Origin of the sequence: Photobacterium sanguinicancri (assembly GCF_002265265.1) — a bacterium.
Taxonomy (GTDB): Bacteria; Pseudomonadota; Gammaproteobacteria; order Enterobacterales; family Vibrionaceae; genus Photobacterium; species Photobacterium sanguinicancri.
In genome coordinates this window covers 14,660-32,177 of the sequence record NZ_NOIF01000040.1, presented here as the reverse complement: position 1 = coordinate 32,177, position 17,518 = coordinate 14,660, and the positions used below count along the sequence as shown (strand labels likewise).

Here is a 17,518-nt window from a genome sequence, read left to right as displayed (position 1 = left end):
GCATTAATTACACTTGGATTTTGACAGCTCTGGAGGATCGTTCAACCGATCATATTTACGCTAACTGATCGGCATTAAAGCACTTGGTGTGTCTTTTACTTCAATCAGTGAAACGATTTCTACAGCGTTAGGTTCAAACTATGTAAATGATTTCCCGAATAAAGGCCGCTTACAGCAAGTGATTATTCAAGCGAATGCCGAATCCCGTATGCGTTTAGACGATATTTTGAAGCTCTCTATTCGCAATGATCGCGGTGGTATGGTGTATTTGTCCGAGTTTATAGAACCTGTCTGGAAAAGTACGCCGCTACAATTAACTCGCTTTAATGGTATCGCGTCTGTCTCTGTGTCGGTTGCACCCGCAGAAGGCATTTCAAGTGGCGTGGCAATGGCTGAGCTTGAGAAGATTGTGGCAAGTTTACCTAAAGGCAGCACAATAGAATGGACAGGCTTATCGCGCCAAGAGCAACAAGCGGAATCGCAAACAACCATGTTGCTAGCCTTTTCTATGTTGGTCATTTTTCTTGTGCTGTCAGCGTTATACGAGAGCTGGTCGACACCGTTAGCGGTTATTCTGGTTGTGCCGCTTGGCATTCTTGGCTCGATTGCTGCTGTGATGGTTGCCAATATGCCGAATGATGTATTTTTCAAAGTGGGTTTGGTTACCATCATAGGTCTGTCGGCCAAGAATGCGATTCTGATCATCGAGTTTGCTCAGATACAAAGAGGTTTAGGAAAAGGATTGCTGGAAGCGACAATTGAGGCCTCGAAGATGCGTTTACGTCCTATCTTGATGACCTCATTAGCATTTACTTGCGGTATTATTCCACTCGTTATTGCGTCAGGCGCAAGTTCGGAGATCCAGAACTCGATTGGAACAGGGGTCTTGGGGGGAATGATCAGTGGTACGGTACTGGCTGTATTCTTTGTGCCTGTGTTCTTTGTGTTTATTAATGAGCTAATTGAAAAGTACGTGCGAAAAAACAATTCAATCGAAGTGAAGACAGATGAAAATAAATTAATGAACTCACTAGAAGGGAAATAACACTTGGTGTGATGAGTTCGTATTTGAAATAAGAAATGATCTTACAGTCTTTGTGAGGTCATTTTCTTTTTTCTTCAGGAAAATAAAATGCCAGTTAATTACGCCATATTACTTTCCTTGTTTAATATTAATTGGCTTTTGGGTTAGTAATTTTGGTTAAGGTACCTATTTTGCAGGAAGTTTAATTATCTTTACCTTAGTTTACCGAGCGTTTACCTTCTAGTTGCTATATTAGATTCATGTTCAGAGGAAACGAACGTACAGCTTCAAAGCCCTGTTCTAAGATAATAACTAATAGGATTTCAATTATGAAAAAGTCTAATGTCGTACTCGCATCAATGCTTATTGCTTTCTCCTCTATGTCTTTCGCTGGATTGAAGGTAGTTGACTCACAAAATGGAGCGTGGGTAACAGTGACCGATAATGGAAAGCCTGTAGCAGACGCTGTTGTATCAGCAACAAACGTGCCGCAAAGTAAGAATGAATTCAAAACGAACGAGAAAGGACGCGTATTTGTACCACTTTCAATGAATCATTCAAAATCAGTGAAGTACAAAGCGGTAACACCTGAAGGGAAAGAAATGAGTCGTTTTGCTTTTCACGGTAAAAGCTAATAAATCCCTAAGATGAAATTAAGCCATAGCTAAGCAATTAGCTATGGCGTTTGCATTTGAGTGTATTTATGAAGACAAATGGATCTGTGGCCTTGCTAAAAGGCTTTCAGCAAATATTCAAAGTTGTTGCTACAGTCACTTTTCTTTGTAGTGTTAAGTTTTTTTATGAGCTGGATTATACGCACTTCATCCTAGAGCATAGGTTAATACCGTGGCGTAGCGAGCGGTATACCAGTAGCGAAAGCCTCGCAGATTTCGGCACTATGTTTGTATTGTATGTTGCTTTCATCTTAATCATTGGCAAGCTGGTTGAGTGGCTAAGATTGAATTACGAGTGGAGCCAAGCTTGGTTAATCACGATAAAGTTGATAGCTTATGCTGCGGTTGGTTTTTCAATTTTAAGTTAAGTATTTTAATTAGATAAACCAGCAATTATCATTACTGGTTTTTATTTAATTTTATTATATGGCAACTTCTTGTGCTTTTTTATTGAAGTAAGTTCGTTTACCCGATTTCAACATAGTTACGCTTGGATTTTCATTTAAACGACCATTATTGTAGTGATCGACTATTTGAATTTTATTATTGATCGCAATGTTTCTTGTGTGTGTTTCAGGTAAGAAACTAAAACTAGGTTGATAAACCCAGTCGTATTCTGATGTTGAAGTGAGCTTTTCGAAAGGCGTAATGGACGGTAACGAAGAGAACATCGTAATAAAGTTACCGATTGGGAATAATGTATTTTCAGTATTATTAAGGAACATATCGCCTTCACCAAACACTGACGCATAACAGCCTAAGTCATCATAACTGTATTTTTGCGTTTCTTCGATAACTCGATAAGCATCGGGGTTAGAGCAGTAAACCGCTTTATTTTTTTCTTTTTTGTCAAAAAGTGCGATTAGTGATTGATCATAAGGGTTAATATGACCAAGGTCACTCGCAAGGTATACTTTTGAATCTACATCAATTGATGAGTAAGCGTTGCGAATGATTTCGATACTTCGATCTTTAGCTCTCTTTAAAGCGGCTTTAACATCACCATCAACAACTGGTTCAACGACTACCATAATGTTGTTTCTGTAAAGCCCATGAATACTCGTGCGGTTCATCATGTTTAAGGCAGCAAATGCTCCAAACTCCAAAGGGTTCAATGAACCAAGAACGACGCCAGCAATGTCAAAGCCAAGCGCTGCATTGCTAACATTATGATATTTGCGACCAATATAGAAGTTATCTAGATTATTTTCGTGAATGGGCCGAGCTTGTGTCACAACGTTCATTTGTTGTAAGGGCACGCTGTATCCATCTTTAGGTGTAAGATGGTTATCCGCAAATTCGACAGCATCGCTTTTAACTCGCTCATCAACGGGGGCAAGAGTACAGCCAGATAGAAGTAGTAGGCTTGATAGAGCGATAGAGTGGCGTAAGTTGTTTTTCATAAAATGCCTTCAATGGAGAGGTTATAAATCCCCTCTTGTTTTGTAAGTGCATAATTTTACTGTGATTGTTTGGTGGTAAGGTAATAAAAAGATAAAGAATATATAGATTGAGTTATTCCTGTCACATAACTCGCCATAAAAAATAGATTGGTAATGTTAATTAGATGTCGTGGTTACATAGATAGCCAGAATGTATAACATTACTATGATTTAATAAAACGCACGTGGCATGAATGACAGGTTTGCTTCGTTTTGATTTCAAGTAAGTTGTTACGCTGTAGCAAATTTACTATGTCGTTGTTTAGGCTGTTGTCACTAATATTACTGGGGTTTGCTTCAATATACTGACCGCTAACAGACCAAGTGCCTGTTTCCATGTATTCAAATTCATTCGGCTTTTGATTATTGCTGCTATAGCTCACCACAGTGACTTTTTGGTATTGCTTATTGGGTAAGAAAACCATCTGACTTGCTGTGTTGATATGATAACGGGTTGGCTCATTGTGCAGTTTGGTGAGTTTATCTTGTTGAGTGCTTTTTTGATTTACTTTCTGAGTGTCTTGTTGCTCATGGCGAGTAGATGGCTGGCGAGTCTCAAGGAATGACTGGGTATGGGATTGCCATTGCTTCGTCGTCAGTAAAAATTGGTACAGGCTTTCTTGAGGGAAGATGACGATTGATGCAGTGATGATGACACAGGAGAAGGCGAGAGGTGTCGACTTCTGAGCCATTACTTTTTTTACTGTGCTGATTTTTAGGCTGGTGAGTCTGTTGGCTCTCGATGGTTTAGGGGCGTTTATGTGAGTTGAATTAATTGATGGTTTTAAAGACATGATTGCATTCATCTTCTAGAAGTATGAAATAGGCTGAATGCAAATAGTAAGCGCTGGGGGGTAAATATTGAGTAAAAACACAGTAAAGGATGAGAGTGAGTAGCAAAATCATGAGACGTATATTGCCCAGTCATTTACTACCCATTTTAGCCATAAGGTAAATTATGATTTGTTGTCAGTGTGCGAGGCATTAGACGGTGCGAATAACGTTAGTTCGCACTCCACATTTGTTTGCCCGTACGTTGGAAGTTATACCCTCCAAGTTGCTCACCTCGCACTTGAATTTCCATTTCTTCAAGTTGCTGCAATAACTGCTGTTGCAGAGTACGGAAGTAAATATTTTTAGGAATTACAAGTTCAAATGCTTCTCGGCAAAGCGGGATAAAGCCTAAACCAAATTCGCCAGCGGTACTTTGGCTCGCACAACCCACATCAGCTTGACCTCGCGCAATCGCCGACGCCAGTTCACGCTCGGAATTACAGGTATCTACCTTGGTAAGCATACTGAGATTAAACGCATGGTTATGAAGCCACTCCTCTAAAGCTCGCATACTGCCTGCACCTTCTTGGCGAAGCGCCCATCGCCAACGAGAAGCGAGTAGATCTTGTGGCTTTAATTCACGATCCCCAAATTGCTGCGCGACTTCTGGATTCACCACTAAACCTTGCTGGCGTTCAAAGGCATGGATTAACACCCAATTCTTATGCCCTGGGTATTGTTGCAATAACGCAGGATGACGTAACCCTGATTCTTCCGCATTGCCCCAGTGGATGGCGCACATATCAACATGACCTTTACTGAGCATCGCTAGCCCTTGTCGAGTTCCTGTCGAGGTGTAACCCACAAGCGCAGTACTGCCGAGTTGGTTGGCCATCTTTCCGACAATCATTTGCAGTAGCGGATCGTCAGAGCCTGCAATTAACAAGCGGTCGTTCTGAACACCGTTATTGCAGGATTCAAGTAGCCATTTATCTAACATTGCCTTGGGGAAAAGCCATTTACCTGTAATTTTGGTACAAGGCAGCAAACCTTCATTAGCTAACGCGTAAACTTTCTTTTCGTTTAAATCAAGGTATTCAGCCACTTGCTTGGCGTTCATGAACTCTGGGAAGTCGGTACTCATTGGTTATCACCGTTCTTATCATTCCCTTTATCGCTAGCACGTTTAGAATCTTTTAACTTAAAGCTTTTGGCTTGTTCGTCGAGATTGCCTTTAATATCTAGAATCAGATTCTGCATGCCGTTATACACTTGGAAGCGATGGCCTTTGGCACGGGCAATCATAGTGATACCAAGCTTTTGGGCAAGCTCATAGCCCATCTGTGTTGCCCCAGAGCGTGAAAGCAAAATAGGAATGCCCATTTGCGCCACTTTTATTACCATCTCTGACGTCAGGCGGCCTGTGGTATAGAAGATTTTATCTTCGCCCGTCTGGCCTGCAAGCCATAGCTCACCCGCTAAGGTATCAACCGCATTGTGACGACCTACATCTTCGACAAAAGAGACAATTTCGGTGCCTTTACAAACGGCGCAGCCATGAACGGCACCTGCGGCTTTATAGGTTTCATTATGATGAGTAAGCGATTCAAGCAAACCATATAGCTGAGATTGGGGAAGTTGAGGTTGGGGGAGGGTAACACCTTCCAACTTCTTCATAACGTTACCGAACATGGTGCCTTGACCACAGCCAGAGGTGACTGTTTTCTTCTCTAGCTTTTTCGCTAAGTTACCTGTGTCTTCTTTAGTAATTACCGCCGCTGAGTTGGTGTCCCAATCGATAATAACGGATTCGATACTCTCTAAATCTGCAATGAGACCTTGGTTTTTAAGATAACCGAGCACAAGCGCGGATGGACGTTCACCTAAGGTCATCAAAGTCACGACTTCAACCCAATTAAGGTAAACCGTTAATGGGTGCTCACAGGCGATTTCTTTGGTCATCATATCGCCGTATTCGTCCATGATATCGACAGTCATGGTTTGCTTCACTGAGGCGTTGGTTTTAATAATTTTTGGCAGTGGATTCATAAATGTCCTGTAGCTATGGTTGTCTGTCTAAATAGTGTCTTTGATTTATTGCGAGCTGTCTCGCTGCACTGTGAAGCTAAGTGCTTATACGGTTTTGTCTTAGCATTAGTGCGGCAAGTTTATTTATGCCGACTATTCTCTTAATGTTGAGAGAGGCTTAGTAATTATGCGTTGAATGTATTGAAAGAGAATGATTACTTCTTGATCTATATCGATAATTCTTCTCATTCAATGTAACGAGATAATCTCAAAACCGTGAGTTAGCTAACTCTGAAGTCTCTGTTCTCATCTTCTTTATGTCTTTTGCAAGGATTGTTCCAATCTTATAATGGAATGATCATATTCTTTATTTTTAGTAAGTGTATAAGTTGGTCTGATAATTGCTTTGTACATGGTGAAATAGCGTGTTTTCGATTGTGTGCAGCTAATAGCATGGCGCATATTCAATTGAAATGCTGCTCATTTTCATTCACGACTATTGTGTAAGTTATGTATTCAAGAATAAAGGAGTAAGCGTGCCTGATCTCTATAAGAATGAATCGATTTGGCCTATTGGCTTTCGATTAGTATCAGAAGAAAAGCAGGTTGGACGCTGGTCAACACTGTCGTGGTCGATAGAAGACGTTGAGCTGCATGAAGAACAACGTGCCGCTGAAAGCCATGTGTTACCACTTGAACTCTTTCGCGATGAACGTTCTGATTATCGCTTTAACTTAAGTTCACGCGATCCGCACTTATTCATTGTTTGTGAAGAAGAAAACGAGCAATTGAAGCCTGTCCACATAACCGCGGCTCAATCAGTCGCCAGTAGTTATATGGATGGGGATTATCAGGTACTTCATATCACGACGCCGTTACCGGTTCAGGCATGGATGGAAGCATTTATAGGTCGACATGGTGAGTTGATCGAAGGCGGCCGTAAGAAGTGTAAGAACAGAAAAGGTAAAGGTCGTTCAAGTGGTAAGTAATATTTTTCAGCGTTGGGCTAGCCGTAAGCTTGCGGTAAAAAAAGAAAATGAAACGTCTAATCAAGTAGATAGCTTGACTGCGGATTCGTTACCCGAGTTACAAGCTTCTCAGTTATCCGCGATAACAGAACAAAGTGCCTTAGCTGATCATGATGCAGATTGTTGTAATGAACCGGTGGATACCGTTGAAGCTGGTGGTACTGCATTACCCAATCTTGATGCTGGTGATGAAGATAAACATGATGCGCTGCCTTCATTAACCGATGTTGCTGGCGTGAGTTTTGATTCAGGTGCTGCTGCATTTTTGAAAGAAGGCGTTGAGCGTTCGGTAAAGAAAGCTGCACTTAGTAAGCTTTTTCACTCTGATGAATTCAACTATATCAGTGATATGGATGATCATACGGAAGATTTCTCAAATATACCTAAACTTGATACGTCGGTTGTTAAACAGCTACGTGGCTGGATTAACAATGTTGCAGAGAAAGTAGAAGAACTAGCAGAAACAGAGGCGACAGATGCTCATGCGGCATTAAGTCGTGATGAATTGGCTGTTGTACCAGATGATAAAGCACTAAGTGAAGAAGATGTTGAGGCATCTGTCCCTACTGATCTTGCGGCTGATGGTGAATCGAATGGTTTACTTGAAGCGGAGACAACGGATGCCACAGCAAATTGTTCACTTAATGAAGAAATAACAAGTCAGCTCAACGAAGTCGAGTCTCATAAAAAAGCTTAGTAATCAGTTTAAAAGAGTTGGTTATAAAGCAAAAAATCAATAGTGGGACAAAAAGGGAAAAATACCCGTAAAAATTAGCGGGACATTTTGGCGCACTCAAGTGCATAGCGAGAGACAATATGTCGCACTCGTTGTAAACCAAGGTATCCCTTTCCGACTTTAGTTCCTTATAGGTCATTTTATTCCGTTAAAAGTTGGTTCGGTTATTGCTCTATAGAAGCACAAAGGTTCATGAATTTTAAATCTGACCTTTAATCGACATCGACAAACGGTGACGAGTACACAGGAATAAGAATGTTAAAAAGTACACTAGAAGCACTAGCAAGCAATGATCAAAATGCAGCCGCTCGATTCTCTGCCATTACAGGTACGGTTGAATTAGCGAATCTGATCCCTCCTACGGTTTCTTATGAAAGCCGCGGGAACTTATTGATCATTGGTGAGCAGCTAACAATTACCGCACTGGCTGAACAATTTTCTACACTTAATTCAGTAACCCTACTGGCGACTGAAAAGTCTGCACAGGCTGAAAAAGTAGCAAACTTGTATTTCAGTAAAGAGGTATCTGTTAAGGGTTACCTTGGTGCATTTGATGTGAGATGTCGTGTAGACGGTACTATCTCTGAGACAAACGTAAATCTAGCAAAAGTGGCTACTGGCCGTGATTGTTTCGATATTGTTTTAGATATGACGGCTGAAGGCATTGTTAAGATTGAAATTCCTGCGCCGGGTTATTATGCCACGGCAAAAGGTGCTGTTGTTGCAGATTTGGTTGAAGAATTGCCTGCAATGATAGGGACATTTGATAAGCCTAAATACTTTCGTTTGAACCCAGACCTTTGTGCACACTCGTCGCGTGGTGTTAGCGGTTGTGATCGTTGTGTTGATGCTTGTCCTGCTGGAGCATTAACCAGTACTGGTCATGCTATCGAAATTAATCCATACCTTTGCCAAGGTGTTGGTACATGTGCAACTGCATGTCCGACTGAAGCGATTAGTTACGCATTGCCAGATCCTGATAACACTCAACATTTTGTGTATCGCCTTTTAGATCGTTATCAAACAGAAGGGGGCTCAGCGCCTACGATTCTGTTTTTCGGTAATCGTGATGAAGCATCTGTTATTCGTACATTAGCTCTGTTCCCGTCAACTGTTATTCCGGTAGCACTTGAAGAGCTTGCAACTGTAGGGGTAGATACTTGGTTTAGTGCATTGGCATACGGTGCGCATCAAGTCCTACTTGCTACGAATACAGATTACATTCCAGCAACGATTGATCGTGTTTTGTCTGATGAACTTGCTATTGCTCAAGCTTTCTTAACCGAACTAGGTTTTGAAGCAGATCGTATTACTTTGTTTGATTTTGCTCAGGTGGAATCATTCAATGCTTACGAGGCTGCACTGGTTACTGATGCACAAGCTCGTTTTGAAGGAAATAAGCGCGACAAGTTATTTGCTGCGTTAACGTTACTTGCTGATGTTTCACCTGCAAAACCTGAACATTCTGAATTGCCTGCGAATGCACCTTACGGCTCAGTAGATTGCCAAACAGATGATTGTACTTTGTGTATGAGTTGTGTGGCAGTTTGTCCAACACGTGCATTACATGCTGTAGGTGAACGCCCTGGACTTTTATTCATAGAACAAGATTGTATTCAGTGTGGCATGTGTGAAAAGGCGTGTCCTGAGAAAGTCATTTCAATGAAACCTGGTTTTAATTGGGATGCACAAGCTCGTACTGAAGCACAAGTTGTTCATGAAGAAGAAGCGGCCTGTTGTACCAGTTGTGGTAAAGCCTTTGCACCTGCTTCTATGGTGAAAATGTTAACTGAAAAGTTACAAGGTCACTCACAATTTCAAGGTGAAGCAATTCGTCGTTTATCTATGTGTGAAGATTGTCGTGTTCGTGACATTTTCTCTCAAATGGAAAGCGATCCTGAAAGTCAGCTAAAGGTGTAGGTGTAAACAAATGGAACAGCAAGTAATGCAAAACGAAGAAACGACCCTACGTGTAGATATTTACTCCATGCTTGCGCACCTGCTGCGTAAAGCGCCGGATGACAATATTCTTAACTGGCTTTCTAGTTTAGATGTAGCTACACCACAACCGCATATTTCAGGCATGGCTGCTACTTGGCCTTTAGTGAAATTAGCGGCTGAAAAAACAACCCTAATACGTGTTCAGGAAGAATATCAGGATCTGTTTATTGGTATCGGTCGTGGCGAGATCGTACCTTTTGGTTCTTGGTACTTAACTGGATCTATGATGGAAATGCCGCTTGCGCATCTTCGTCGTGATTTGGCTCAACTTGGGTTTCAACGCGAAGAAAATGTAAAAGAACCGGAAGATCACATTGCAGCCCTACTAGAAGTAATGGCAATGCTGGTGGAAGGGGGCGATGACCATCTGCAAAAAACGTTCTTTAACCGTCATATCGCGACATGGTTTGAACGTTTTTGCGCCGATTTGAAGTCAGCTGACAGCGCTGTTTTTTACACTGCTATTGGCGAATTGGCTTTGCAATTTTTGACTGTAGAACAGACACGATTTGTTTAAGTTCTTGAAGCAGGGCTTAGCTCTGTTTCACGCTTTTTAACTTAACGGTCGTAACCATAGCTATAACAAACTATCGATGCCCGATAAATCGGGTAAAACGATAAAGGAGCAAGCTTCCATGAGTGAGCAAAATAAACCTAATGAAGGCCGCCGCCAATTGTTGAAAAACATTGGTCTAAGCGTGGCTGCTGGTGCAGTTGTTGCGGGTACTGCAACAACTGCAAATGCGACGGTAGAAAAGCCTGAAGCAAAAGAAACTAAAACTAACGGCTATCGCGAAACGCAACACATTCGCGACTACTACGAAACCTTGTAAGCGGAGCTATAAATGAAACTGACAAAACGTTCCGATAATGTGAGCAAGGACGAAAACCAATTAGGTGTATCTCGTCGTACTTTCCTTCGTAACACTTCGCTAGCTGCGGCTGGTGGTGTTGCGGGTGCAAGCATGTTTGCTCCAGGCATGATGAAAAAAGCAGAAGCGAAAGAAGTTGATCGCTCTGCGCCTGCTGAAATTAAACGTACTATTTGTTCACACTGTTCTGTGGGCTGTGGTGTTTACGCTGAAGTACAAGAAGGTGTCTGGACTGGCCAAGAACCCGCTTTTGACCATCCTTTTAATGCCGGTGGACACTGTGCGAAAGGTGCTGCACTGCGTGAGCATGGCCATGGTGAACGTCGCTTAAAATACCCAATGAAGTTGGTTAACGGTAAGTGGACCAAACTTAGCTGGGAACAAGCACTAGACGAAGTAAGTAAAAAAGTACTGAAAATCCGTGAAGAGTCAGGCCCAGATTCTGTTTACTGGCTAGGCTCTGCGAAACACAACAATGAACAAGCATACTTGTTCCGTAAAATGGTTTCGCTATGGGGTACTAACAACGTCGACCACCAGGCGCGTATCTGTCACTCAACCACAGTTGCAGGTGTAGCTAACACTTGGGGCTATGGTGCGATGACCAACTCACTGAACGACATGCACAACTGTAAGTCGATCCTGTTCATTGGTTCAAACGCAGCAGAAGCTCACCCAGTTGCGATGCAGCATATTCTGATCGCGAAAGAGAAGAACAGCTGTAAGATCGTCGTAGCCGATCCACGTCGTACTCGTACTGCTGCTAAAGCAGATGAATACGTGTCACTACGTCCAGGTTCAGACGTCGCCTTCATTTGGGGTGTGCTATTCCACATCTTCAAAAACGGTTGGGAAGATAAAGAATTTATCCGCCAACGTGTTTACGGCATGGATGATGTTCGCCAAGAAGTGGCGAAATGGACACCTGCTGAAGTTGAGCGCGTAACTGGCGTGCCTGAAGCTGAAGTTTACCGCACTGCGAAAACACTGTCTGAAAATCGTCCGGGTTGTGTTGTTTGGTGTATGGGTGGTACGCAACATACTACAGGTAATAACAACACTCGTGCTTACTGTATCCTTGAACTTGCTTTAGGCAACATGGGTAAAGCAGGCGGCGGTGCAAACATTTTCCGTGGTCACGATAACGTACAAGGTGCAACTGACTTTGGCGTGCTTTCTGACAACCTTCCTGGTTACTACGGCCTGTCTGAAGGTGCGTGGAAACACTGGGCTGGCGTTTGGGATGTTGACTACGAGTGGCTAAAAGGTCGTTTCGACCAAGCGGATTACCGTGGCAAGAAACCAATGAACAGCGCAGGTATTCCTGTATCGCGTTGGATCGATGGTGTACTTGAAAACAAAGATAACATCGAGCAGAACGATAACATCCGTGCCATGTTCTACTGGGGTCACGCAGTGAACTCACAAACACGTGGTCCAGAAATGCGCACTGCAATGGGTAAACTGGATATGATGGTTATCGTCGATCCGTACCCTGGTGTTGCTGCTGTAATGAACGGCCGTACAGATGACGTTTACTTACTTCCAGCTACGACACAGTTTGAAACTACAGGTTCAGTAACGGCAACAAACCGTTCTATCCAGTGGCGTGATCAGGTTATCGATCCATTATTTGAATCTAAACCTGACCACGAGATCATGTACCTACTTTCTCAGAAATTGGGTCTATCTGATCAACTGTTCAAGCACATTAAAGTTGAAAATAACCAACCTGTAATTGAAGACATTACCCGTGAATACAACAAAGGTATGTGGACAATTGGTTACACAGGCCAAAGCCCTGAGCGTTTGAAAGCACACCAGAAAAACTGGCATACCTTCCATAAAACAACGCTTGAAGGTGAAGGTGGCGTAGCTGACGGCGAAACATACGGTCTACCTTGGCCTTGTTGGGGTACGCCTGAGATGAAACACCCAGGTACTCACATTCTTTACGATACATCTAAAACAGTTGCACAGGGTGGCGGTAACTTCCGTGCACGCTTTGGTGTTGAGCGTAACGGTGAAAGTCTACTTGCTGATGATAGCTACTCTTTAGGCTGTGAACTTGAAGGTGGCTTCCCTGAGTTTAGCGCTAAGCTTCTAAAGCAACTTGGTTGGTGGGATGAATTAACCGCTGACGAGAAAGCGGCAGCTGAAGGCAAAAACTGGAAAACTGATGTTTCTGGTGGTATTCAACGCGTAGCGATCAAGCATGGTTGTATCCCTTACGGTAACGCAAAAGCGCGTGCTGTTGTTTGGACATTCCCAGATGCAGTGCCACTTCACCGTGAACCACTATATACACCGCGTCGTGATCTTGTTGCTGATTACCCAACATGGGATGACAGCGAAGCAATGTTCCGTCTGCCAACGCTTTATAAGTCGATTCAGGACAACGATGTCTCGAAAGAGTACCCAATTATTCTGACCTCTGGTCGTTTGGTTGAATACGAAGGTGGTGGTGACGAAACGCGTTCAAACCCATGGCTTGCAGAGCTTCAACAAGAGATGTTTGTTGAGGTGAACCCGAAAGATGCTAACGACCTTGGTTTCCGTGATGGTGAGATGGTTTGGGTTGAAGGTGCAGAGAAAGGCCGTATCCACGTTAAAGCGATGGTTACTCGTCGTGTTAAACCTGGTTTAGCATTCTTGCCGTTCCACTTCGGCGGTAAGTTCGAAGGTGAAGACTTACGCGGCAACTACCCAGCAGGTACCGTACCGTATGTTTCGGGCGAATCTGCAAACATTGCAACCACATACGGTTACGATCCTGTCACTCAAATGCAGGAAACAAAAGTAACTCTATGTAAGATCTCTAAAGCGTAAGGAGTCATCAAATGGCACGTATGAAATTTCTTTGTGACTCTAAGCGTTGTATTGAGTGCAACGGCTGTGTTACTGCATGTAAAAACGAAAATGATGATGCACTAGAGTGGGGCATTCAACGTCGTCGCGTTGTAACGCTTAACGATGGAGAGGTGGGTGAAACATCAATCTCAGTAGCATGTATGCACTGTAGCGATGCGCCTTGTATGGCGGTTTGTCCTGCTGATTGTTTCGAGCAAACAGAAGATGGCATCGTACGTCACGACAAAGATCTTTGTATCGGTTGTGGCTACTGTCTATTTGCTTGTCCGTTTGGTGCGCCACAATTCCCTAAACAGGATGCGTTTGCTGAGCGTGGCAAAATGGACAAATGTACCTTCTGTGCGGGTGGCCCTGGTGTTGAGCCTGGTTCTGAAGAGGAACGTCAAAAGTACGGTGCAAACCGTATTGCTGAAGGCAAGCTACCTATGTGTGCTTCGCTTTGTTCAACTAAAGCATTACTTGCAGGTGACGCAGCTAAGATTTCTGATGTTTACCGCGAGCGCGTTGTTGCGCGTGGTGCAAAAGAAGCTGGTTGGGCAAGCAACGTGAATGTTGACGATCTAGCATACGATGCGGGCAAAGCTCGTAAAGCATAATGGTTTATTGGGTACACAAAATAGTAATAGTGTGCCCATGAATCAGTAACAAACTGAGCGCGTTTTTATAGCAGGGCAATATCTCTGATAGAAACGAATAAAAACGCGCGCTTTCAACTGTTATCGAAACAGTCAGGAGTTTTAATGACTAAGCGAATCCAACATTGGTTCACTTTGCTAGCAACCGCATTCATGCTGATGTTTACCTTGTCAGCGTTTGCCAGCGAAGGAGCGAATACAAGTACGGATAATGAGCGCTTGGGCGAGTCTTCGGTTCAAAAAGAAGCGGTAGGTTTCGCTGGTGCTGATTATTGGCGCATGGTCAAGGATGGTCAAGAAGGTTACACCACATCAAAATCACCAGAGCATGGTGTCTTGATCAGTGTGCCCGGACAAACATGGTACGTGTTAAAAGAAAAGTGGATGTCTCCACTGGGTGCATTGGCTATTTTTGGTAGCCTAGCAATGGTAACACTTGCCTATGTTGTTGTTGGCCCGCTAAAACTGAGTAAGCCTAAAACAGGACGTAAGATTAAACGTTGGAGCCGTATTGACCGTGCACTGCACTGGAGTATGGCATTCACTTTCCTTACGCTTGCGTTCAGTGGCTTAACCTTGGTTTATGGTAAACACTTCTTGAAGCCCATTTTACCGTCTGAGCTATGGGGCTGGATTATTTATGCAGCTAAGCAATACCACAACTACATGGGGCCTATTTTCTTCCTATTGTTAGTTGCAGTGCTTGTGAAGTGGTGGCGTAAAAGTATCTTCAACATGGTTGATGTACGCTGGTTCATGAAAATGGGCGGCATGGTTGGTAAGCATAAAGGTACGCACCCATCAGCGGGTTTCTCGAACGGTGGTGAAAAGGCGATTTACTGGCTGCTTATTTGCTTTGGTATTGTTGCGGCTATCAGTGGTTTTGTTCTGGATTTCCCAATCTTTGACCAAACACGCCGTGATATGGAGCTGTCGAACCTTGTTCACATGTTCTCTGCGCTTATCTTGATCTGTGGTTTCGTGTTCCACATTTATATCGGTCTATTCGGTATGGAAGCGGCACTTGATGGCATGATCACAGGTGAAGTTGATGAAACTTGGGCCAAAGAACACCATGACCTTTGGTATGAGGAAGTAAAAGATCTTCCTGAAAACCAACCGGGTTATGATGAAAAAGCCGAAGCGGAAGCGAAAGGCAAGCCAAGTTCAAAAACATCGTAAACTGCTGTTATAAATAGAAAACGCCGCGATTCATATCGCGGCGTTTTTTTATGCCTATAGAAAAGTAGTACTGTTTTGGGGTGCTAATGACTCATAGATAAAAGTATCAAAATGCAAATGAGATCGTGGTCATTTGCGTACGGTAAAATAGAGATTTGACTCGCAAATAGCTGTTACCTATGGACTTTACAAATGTGACCAGGATTAAAATGCCAATTGATTTATAAGTCAGGAGGCGCAATTGAAAAACTTCAGAACACTTTCGATATGTACGTTGACTGTATTTCTAGCGGCTTGTAATGGCTCATCGGATAACGATGGCGATGACACACCACCAAACCCTACAGCTGGTGAAATCTCGATTTCCTCAGTGGAAGAGTTTAACCAAGAAATACTCACCCAAGGCGTTATCGGTGCAGATCAAACAGTCACGGTAACTCTACCAATCAATAACAATACATTAGCCATCGATAAAGATTTAACCGTTAAAGGCAATCTCATCATTAAATAAGGATTTTTAAATGAAAAGGTCTATGTTGTCATTTTTAGCTCTTGCCATTACAACCTCACTTTCAGCAGGTGCAACAGCAGCGTCACTTGATGTTCATGGTGATATCAAAGTGAATGGTAAAACTGTTATTGATAGTAAAGGGAACTTGGTTCAACCTGCACCAGCAGTGGATCCACTTTTGGTTGATATGGCTGAGTATGAACCTGCACCTAACGCAAAATTAACCTATCAAAGAACCCTAAATGGGGTAGTTGAAACAAGTGTTATCAGCTATGAAGATGGACGCGAAGTAAGTACCACAATAACTCAGCCGTCAGGTAATGTTGTTTGGGGAGCTGAAAGGGTATTACAAGCGAATGGTGAGGTTGAGGTTACAACGACCACTGAAGTTTGTGTAAAAATGGTCAGAATGAATATTGAAGCATCATCTGGCTTTAATCCAACGACGGTTGGCTCGACTATCAGCCGCTTTGATAAGTTTTCTTCAGAAATTTTAAATAGCTCGTGTGTTGATGATGTAGCTGGAACAATCAGTCATGAAATAGAGCTTTATAACTTAGTTCCTCTTGCTAAATATGATTACCAATATGGTGAGGGGAATACTCTGAAAGACTGTGTGTTCGCTGAGCTTGATGTGCCATGGAAGGATGCACATGAATACAGGACTTACTGTAAAGGGGTGGGTATGGTGGAATACGGTGATAAAGCCAATCCATACAAACTGGTTTCTTTCGAGTAATACTTTGTCCTGATTGCTTGAATTTAGTGATTTATCACTTTGATGTCATGGTCGTGCATTTGGTGGTAGATCACTCTTTGCTTTTGTAGCCATTAAACCCTAATGCACTATAACTTTATATTGTTCGTCTTAATTTAATCTATTTACCGCGATATATCACAACGCCCTGATTTGTTAGACTATTGTCTAATACGAATTGGTTATAACCCCACTGAAAGAGTGGTATAACTAAGTAATACATGGCTGAGTAAGGATATCTATATGCTTTTTCCCTATCAAAATATCGTTGTACTAACAGGTGCTGGAATTTCAGCTGAAAGTGGTATCCGAACGTTCCGTGACCAAGATGGCCTATGGGAAAATCATCGCATTGAAGATGTCGCCACGCCAGAAGGGTACCTTCGTGACCCTGTAACAGTGCAGAACTTTTATAACTTACGACGTCAGCAGTTAGAAAGTGGCACCGTTGAGCCAAATGCGGCTCATCTCGCATTGGCGGAACTCGAGGCTAAGCTAGATGGTAAGGTGACAATTGTTACCCAGAACATTGATAACTTGCATGAAGCTGCGGGCAGTAAAAATATTATACATATGCATGGCGAGTTATTAAAAGCGCAGTGCAGCCAAACAGGGCAGTCTATCGAATGGACAGGGAACATCACTTTGGATGATCACTGCCACTGTTGCCAAATCCCTGCGCCTATGCGTCCAAATGTGGTTTGGTTTGGTGAGATGCCAATTGGTATGGGCGCTATCCACGAGGCACTACTCGAAGCTGATTTGTTCATCTCGATTGGTACCTCTGGGGCTGTTTATCCTGCCGCAGGCTTTGTTCACGAAGCGGCAATGCATGGAGCACACACAGTTGAATTAAACCTAGAGCCAAGCGATGTTGAAAGCGAGTTTGCTGAAAAACGCTATGGGCCTGCTTCTGAGTTAGTGCCTAAATTTGTGGCTGAGCTTCTTGAAGATTGAATGGCACCACGCTTTTTATCAGAATG

18 protein-coding genes are annotated in these 17,518 nt (G+C 43.0%); 14 read left to right on the top strand and 4 right to left on the bottom strand.

Annotated elements, in window-relative coordinates:
* Positions 1-88: 88 nt before the first annotated feature.
* From ASV53_RS08730 to ASV53_RS08720, 3 genes are all read left to right on the top strand, one after another.
* The gene (locus ASV53_RS08730) at positions 89-1,045 is read left to right on the top strand and encodes an efflux RND transporter permease subunit (RefSeq protein ID WP_275657091.1); all 957 of its coding nucleotides are present in this window, start codon (positions 89-91) and stop codon (positions 1,043-1,045) included.
* Positions 1,046-1,353: 308 nt separating this feature from the next.
* Entirely contained in the window at positions 1,354-1,659 is a 306-nt protein-coding gene (locus tag ASV53_RS08725; protein ID WP_062690636.1) for a hypothetical protein, read from the top strand.
* A gap of 68 nt (positions 1,660-1,727) precedes the next feature.
* The gene (locus tag ASV53_RS08720) at positions 1,728-2,066 is read left to right on the top strand and encodes a hypothetical protein (RefSeq protein ID WP_094956813.1); all 339 of its coding nucleotides are present in this window, start codon (positions 1,728-1,730) and stop codon (positions 2,064-2,066) included.
* Positions 2,067-2,120: 54 nt separating this feature from the next.
* On the opposite strand, the gene ASV53_RS08715 is transcribed toward ASV53_RS08720, so the two are convergent.
* From ASV53_RS08715 to fdhD, 4 genes are all read right to left on the bottom strand, one after another.
* Complete coding sequence (locus ASV53_RS08715) at positions 2,121-3,101, bottom strand: hypothetical protein (protein WP_094956812.1); 981 nt, start codon at positions 3,099-3,101, stop codon at positions 2,121-2,123.
* Positions 3,102-3,304: 203 nt separating this feature from the next.
* Positions 3,305-3,832, bottom strand: a complete 528-nt coding sequence (locus tag ASV53_RS08710; protein WP_094956811.1) for a regulatory protein ToxS — start codon at positions 3,830-3,832, stop codon at positions 3,305-3,307.
* A 311-nt stretch (positions 3,833-4,143) separates the two neighbouring features.
* Positions 4,144-5,058, bottom strand: a complete 915-nt coding sequence (locus tag ASV53_RS08705) for a substrate-binding domain-containing protein (protein WP_062690640.1) — start codon at positions 5,056-5,058, stop codon at positions 4,144-4,146.
* Entirely contained in the window at positions 5,055-5,963 is a 909-nt protein-coding gene (gene fdhD / locus ASV53_RS08700; protein ID WP_062690641.1) for a formate dehydrogenase accessory sulfurtransferase FdhD, read from the bottom strand. Before fdhD ends, ASV53_RS08705 begins: the two co-directional genes overlap by 4 nt.
* Before the next feature lie 515 nt (positions 5,964-6,478).
* Here fdhD and ASV53_RS08695 point away from each other — a divergent pair.
* From ASV53_RS08695 to cobB, 11 genes are all read left to right on the top strand, one after another.
* Positions 6,479-6,931 (top strand): DUF3305 domain-containing protein, encoded by a 453-nt coding sequence (locus tag ASV53_RS08695; RefSeq protein ID WP_062690642.1) that lies wholly within the window; start codon positions 6,479-6,481, stop codon positions 6,929-6,931.
* Complete coding sequence (locus tag ASV53_RS08690; protein WP_094956810.1) at positions 6,921-7,667, top strand: DUF3306 domain-containing protein; 747 nt, start codon at positions 6,921-6,923, stop codon at positions 7,665-7,667. Before ASV53_RS08695 ends, ASV53_RS08690 begins: the two co-directional genes overlap by 11 nt.
* Positions 7,668-7,961: 294 nt before the next feature.
* A complete protein-coding gene (locus ASV53_RS08685) occupies positions 7,962-9,626 on the top strand; it encodes a 4Fe-4S binding protein (protein WP_094956809.1) in 1,665 nt (554 codons plus the stop codon).
* A gap of 10 nt (positions 9,627-9,636) precedes the next feature.
* A complete protein-coding gene (locus tag ASV53_RS08680) occupies positions 9,637-10,224 on the top strand; it encodes a TorD/DmsD family molecular chaperone (RefSeq protein ID WP_094956808.1) in 588 nt (195 codons plus the stop codon).
* Positions 10,225-10,342: 118 nt separating this feature from the next.
* Entirely contained in the window at positions 10,343-10,540 is a 198-nt protein-coding gene (locus ASV53_RS08675; protein ID WP_094956807.1) for a formate dehydrogenase subunit or accessory protein, read from the top strand.
* Positions 10,541-10,552: 12 nt separating this feature from the next.
* Positions 10,553-13,408 carry a formate dehydrogenase subunit alpha gene (locus tag ASV53_RS08670; protein ID WP_094956806.1) on the top strand — a complete coding sequence of 952 codons (2,856 nt, stop codon included), beginning with the start codon at positions 10,553-10,555 and terminating at the stop codon, positions 13,406-13,408.
* An 11-nt stretch (positions 13,409-13,419) separates the two neighbouring features.
* Positions 13,420-14,046 carry a formate dehydrogenase FDH3 subunit beta gene (gene fdh3B / locus ASV53_RS08665; RefSeq protein ID WP_048898409.1) on the top strand — a complete coding sequence of 209 codons (627 nt, stop codon included), beginning with the start codon at positions 13,420-13,422 and terminating at the stop codon, positions 14,044-14,046.
* Between the two features lie 144 nt (positions 14,047-14,190).
* Positions 14,191-15,267, top strand: a complete 1,077-nt coding sequence (locus tag ASV53_RS08660) for a formate dehydrogenase subunit gamma (RefSeq protein WP_062690648.1) — start codon at positions 14,191-14,193, stop codon at positions 15,265-15,267.
* A 241-nt stretch (positions 15,268-15,508) separates the two neighbouring features.
* Positions 15,509-15,778 carry a hypothetical protein gene (locus ASV53_RS08655; RefSeq protein WP_094956805.1) on the top strand — a complete coding sequence of 90 codons (270 nt, stop codon included), beginning with the start codon at positions 15,509-15,511 and terminating at the stop codon, positions 15,776-15,778.
* Between the two features lie 10 nt (positions 15,779-15,788).
* Positions 15,789-16,517 carry a hypothetical protein gene (locus ASV53_RS08650; RefSeq protein ID WP_094956804.1) on the top strand — a complete coding sequence of 243 codons (729 nt, stop codon included), beginning with the start codon at positions 15,789-15,791 and terminating at the stop codon, positions 16,515-16,517.
* A gap of 261 nt (positions 16,518-16,778) precedes the next feature.
* The gene (cobB, locus tag ASV53_RS08645; protein ID WP_094956803.1) at positions 16,779-17,492 is read left to right on the top strand and encodes a Sir2 family NAD+-dependent deacetylase; all 714 of its coding nucleotides are present in this window, start codon (positions 16,779-16,781) and stop codon (positions 17,490-17,492) included.
* Positions 17,493-17,518: the final 26 nt, after the last annotated feature.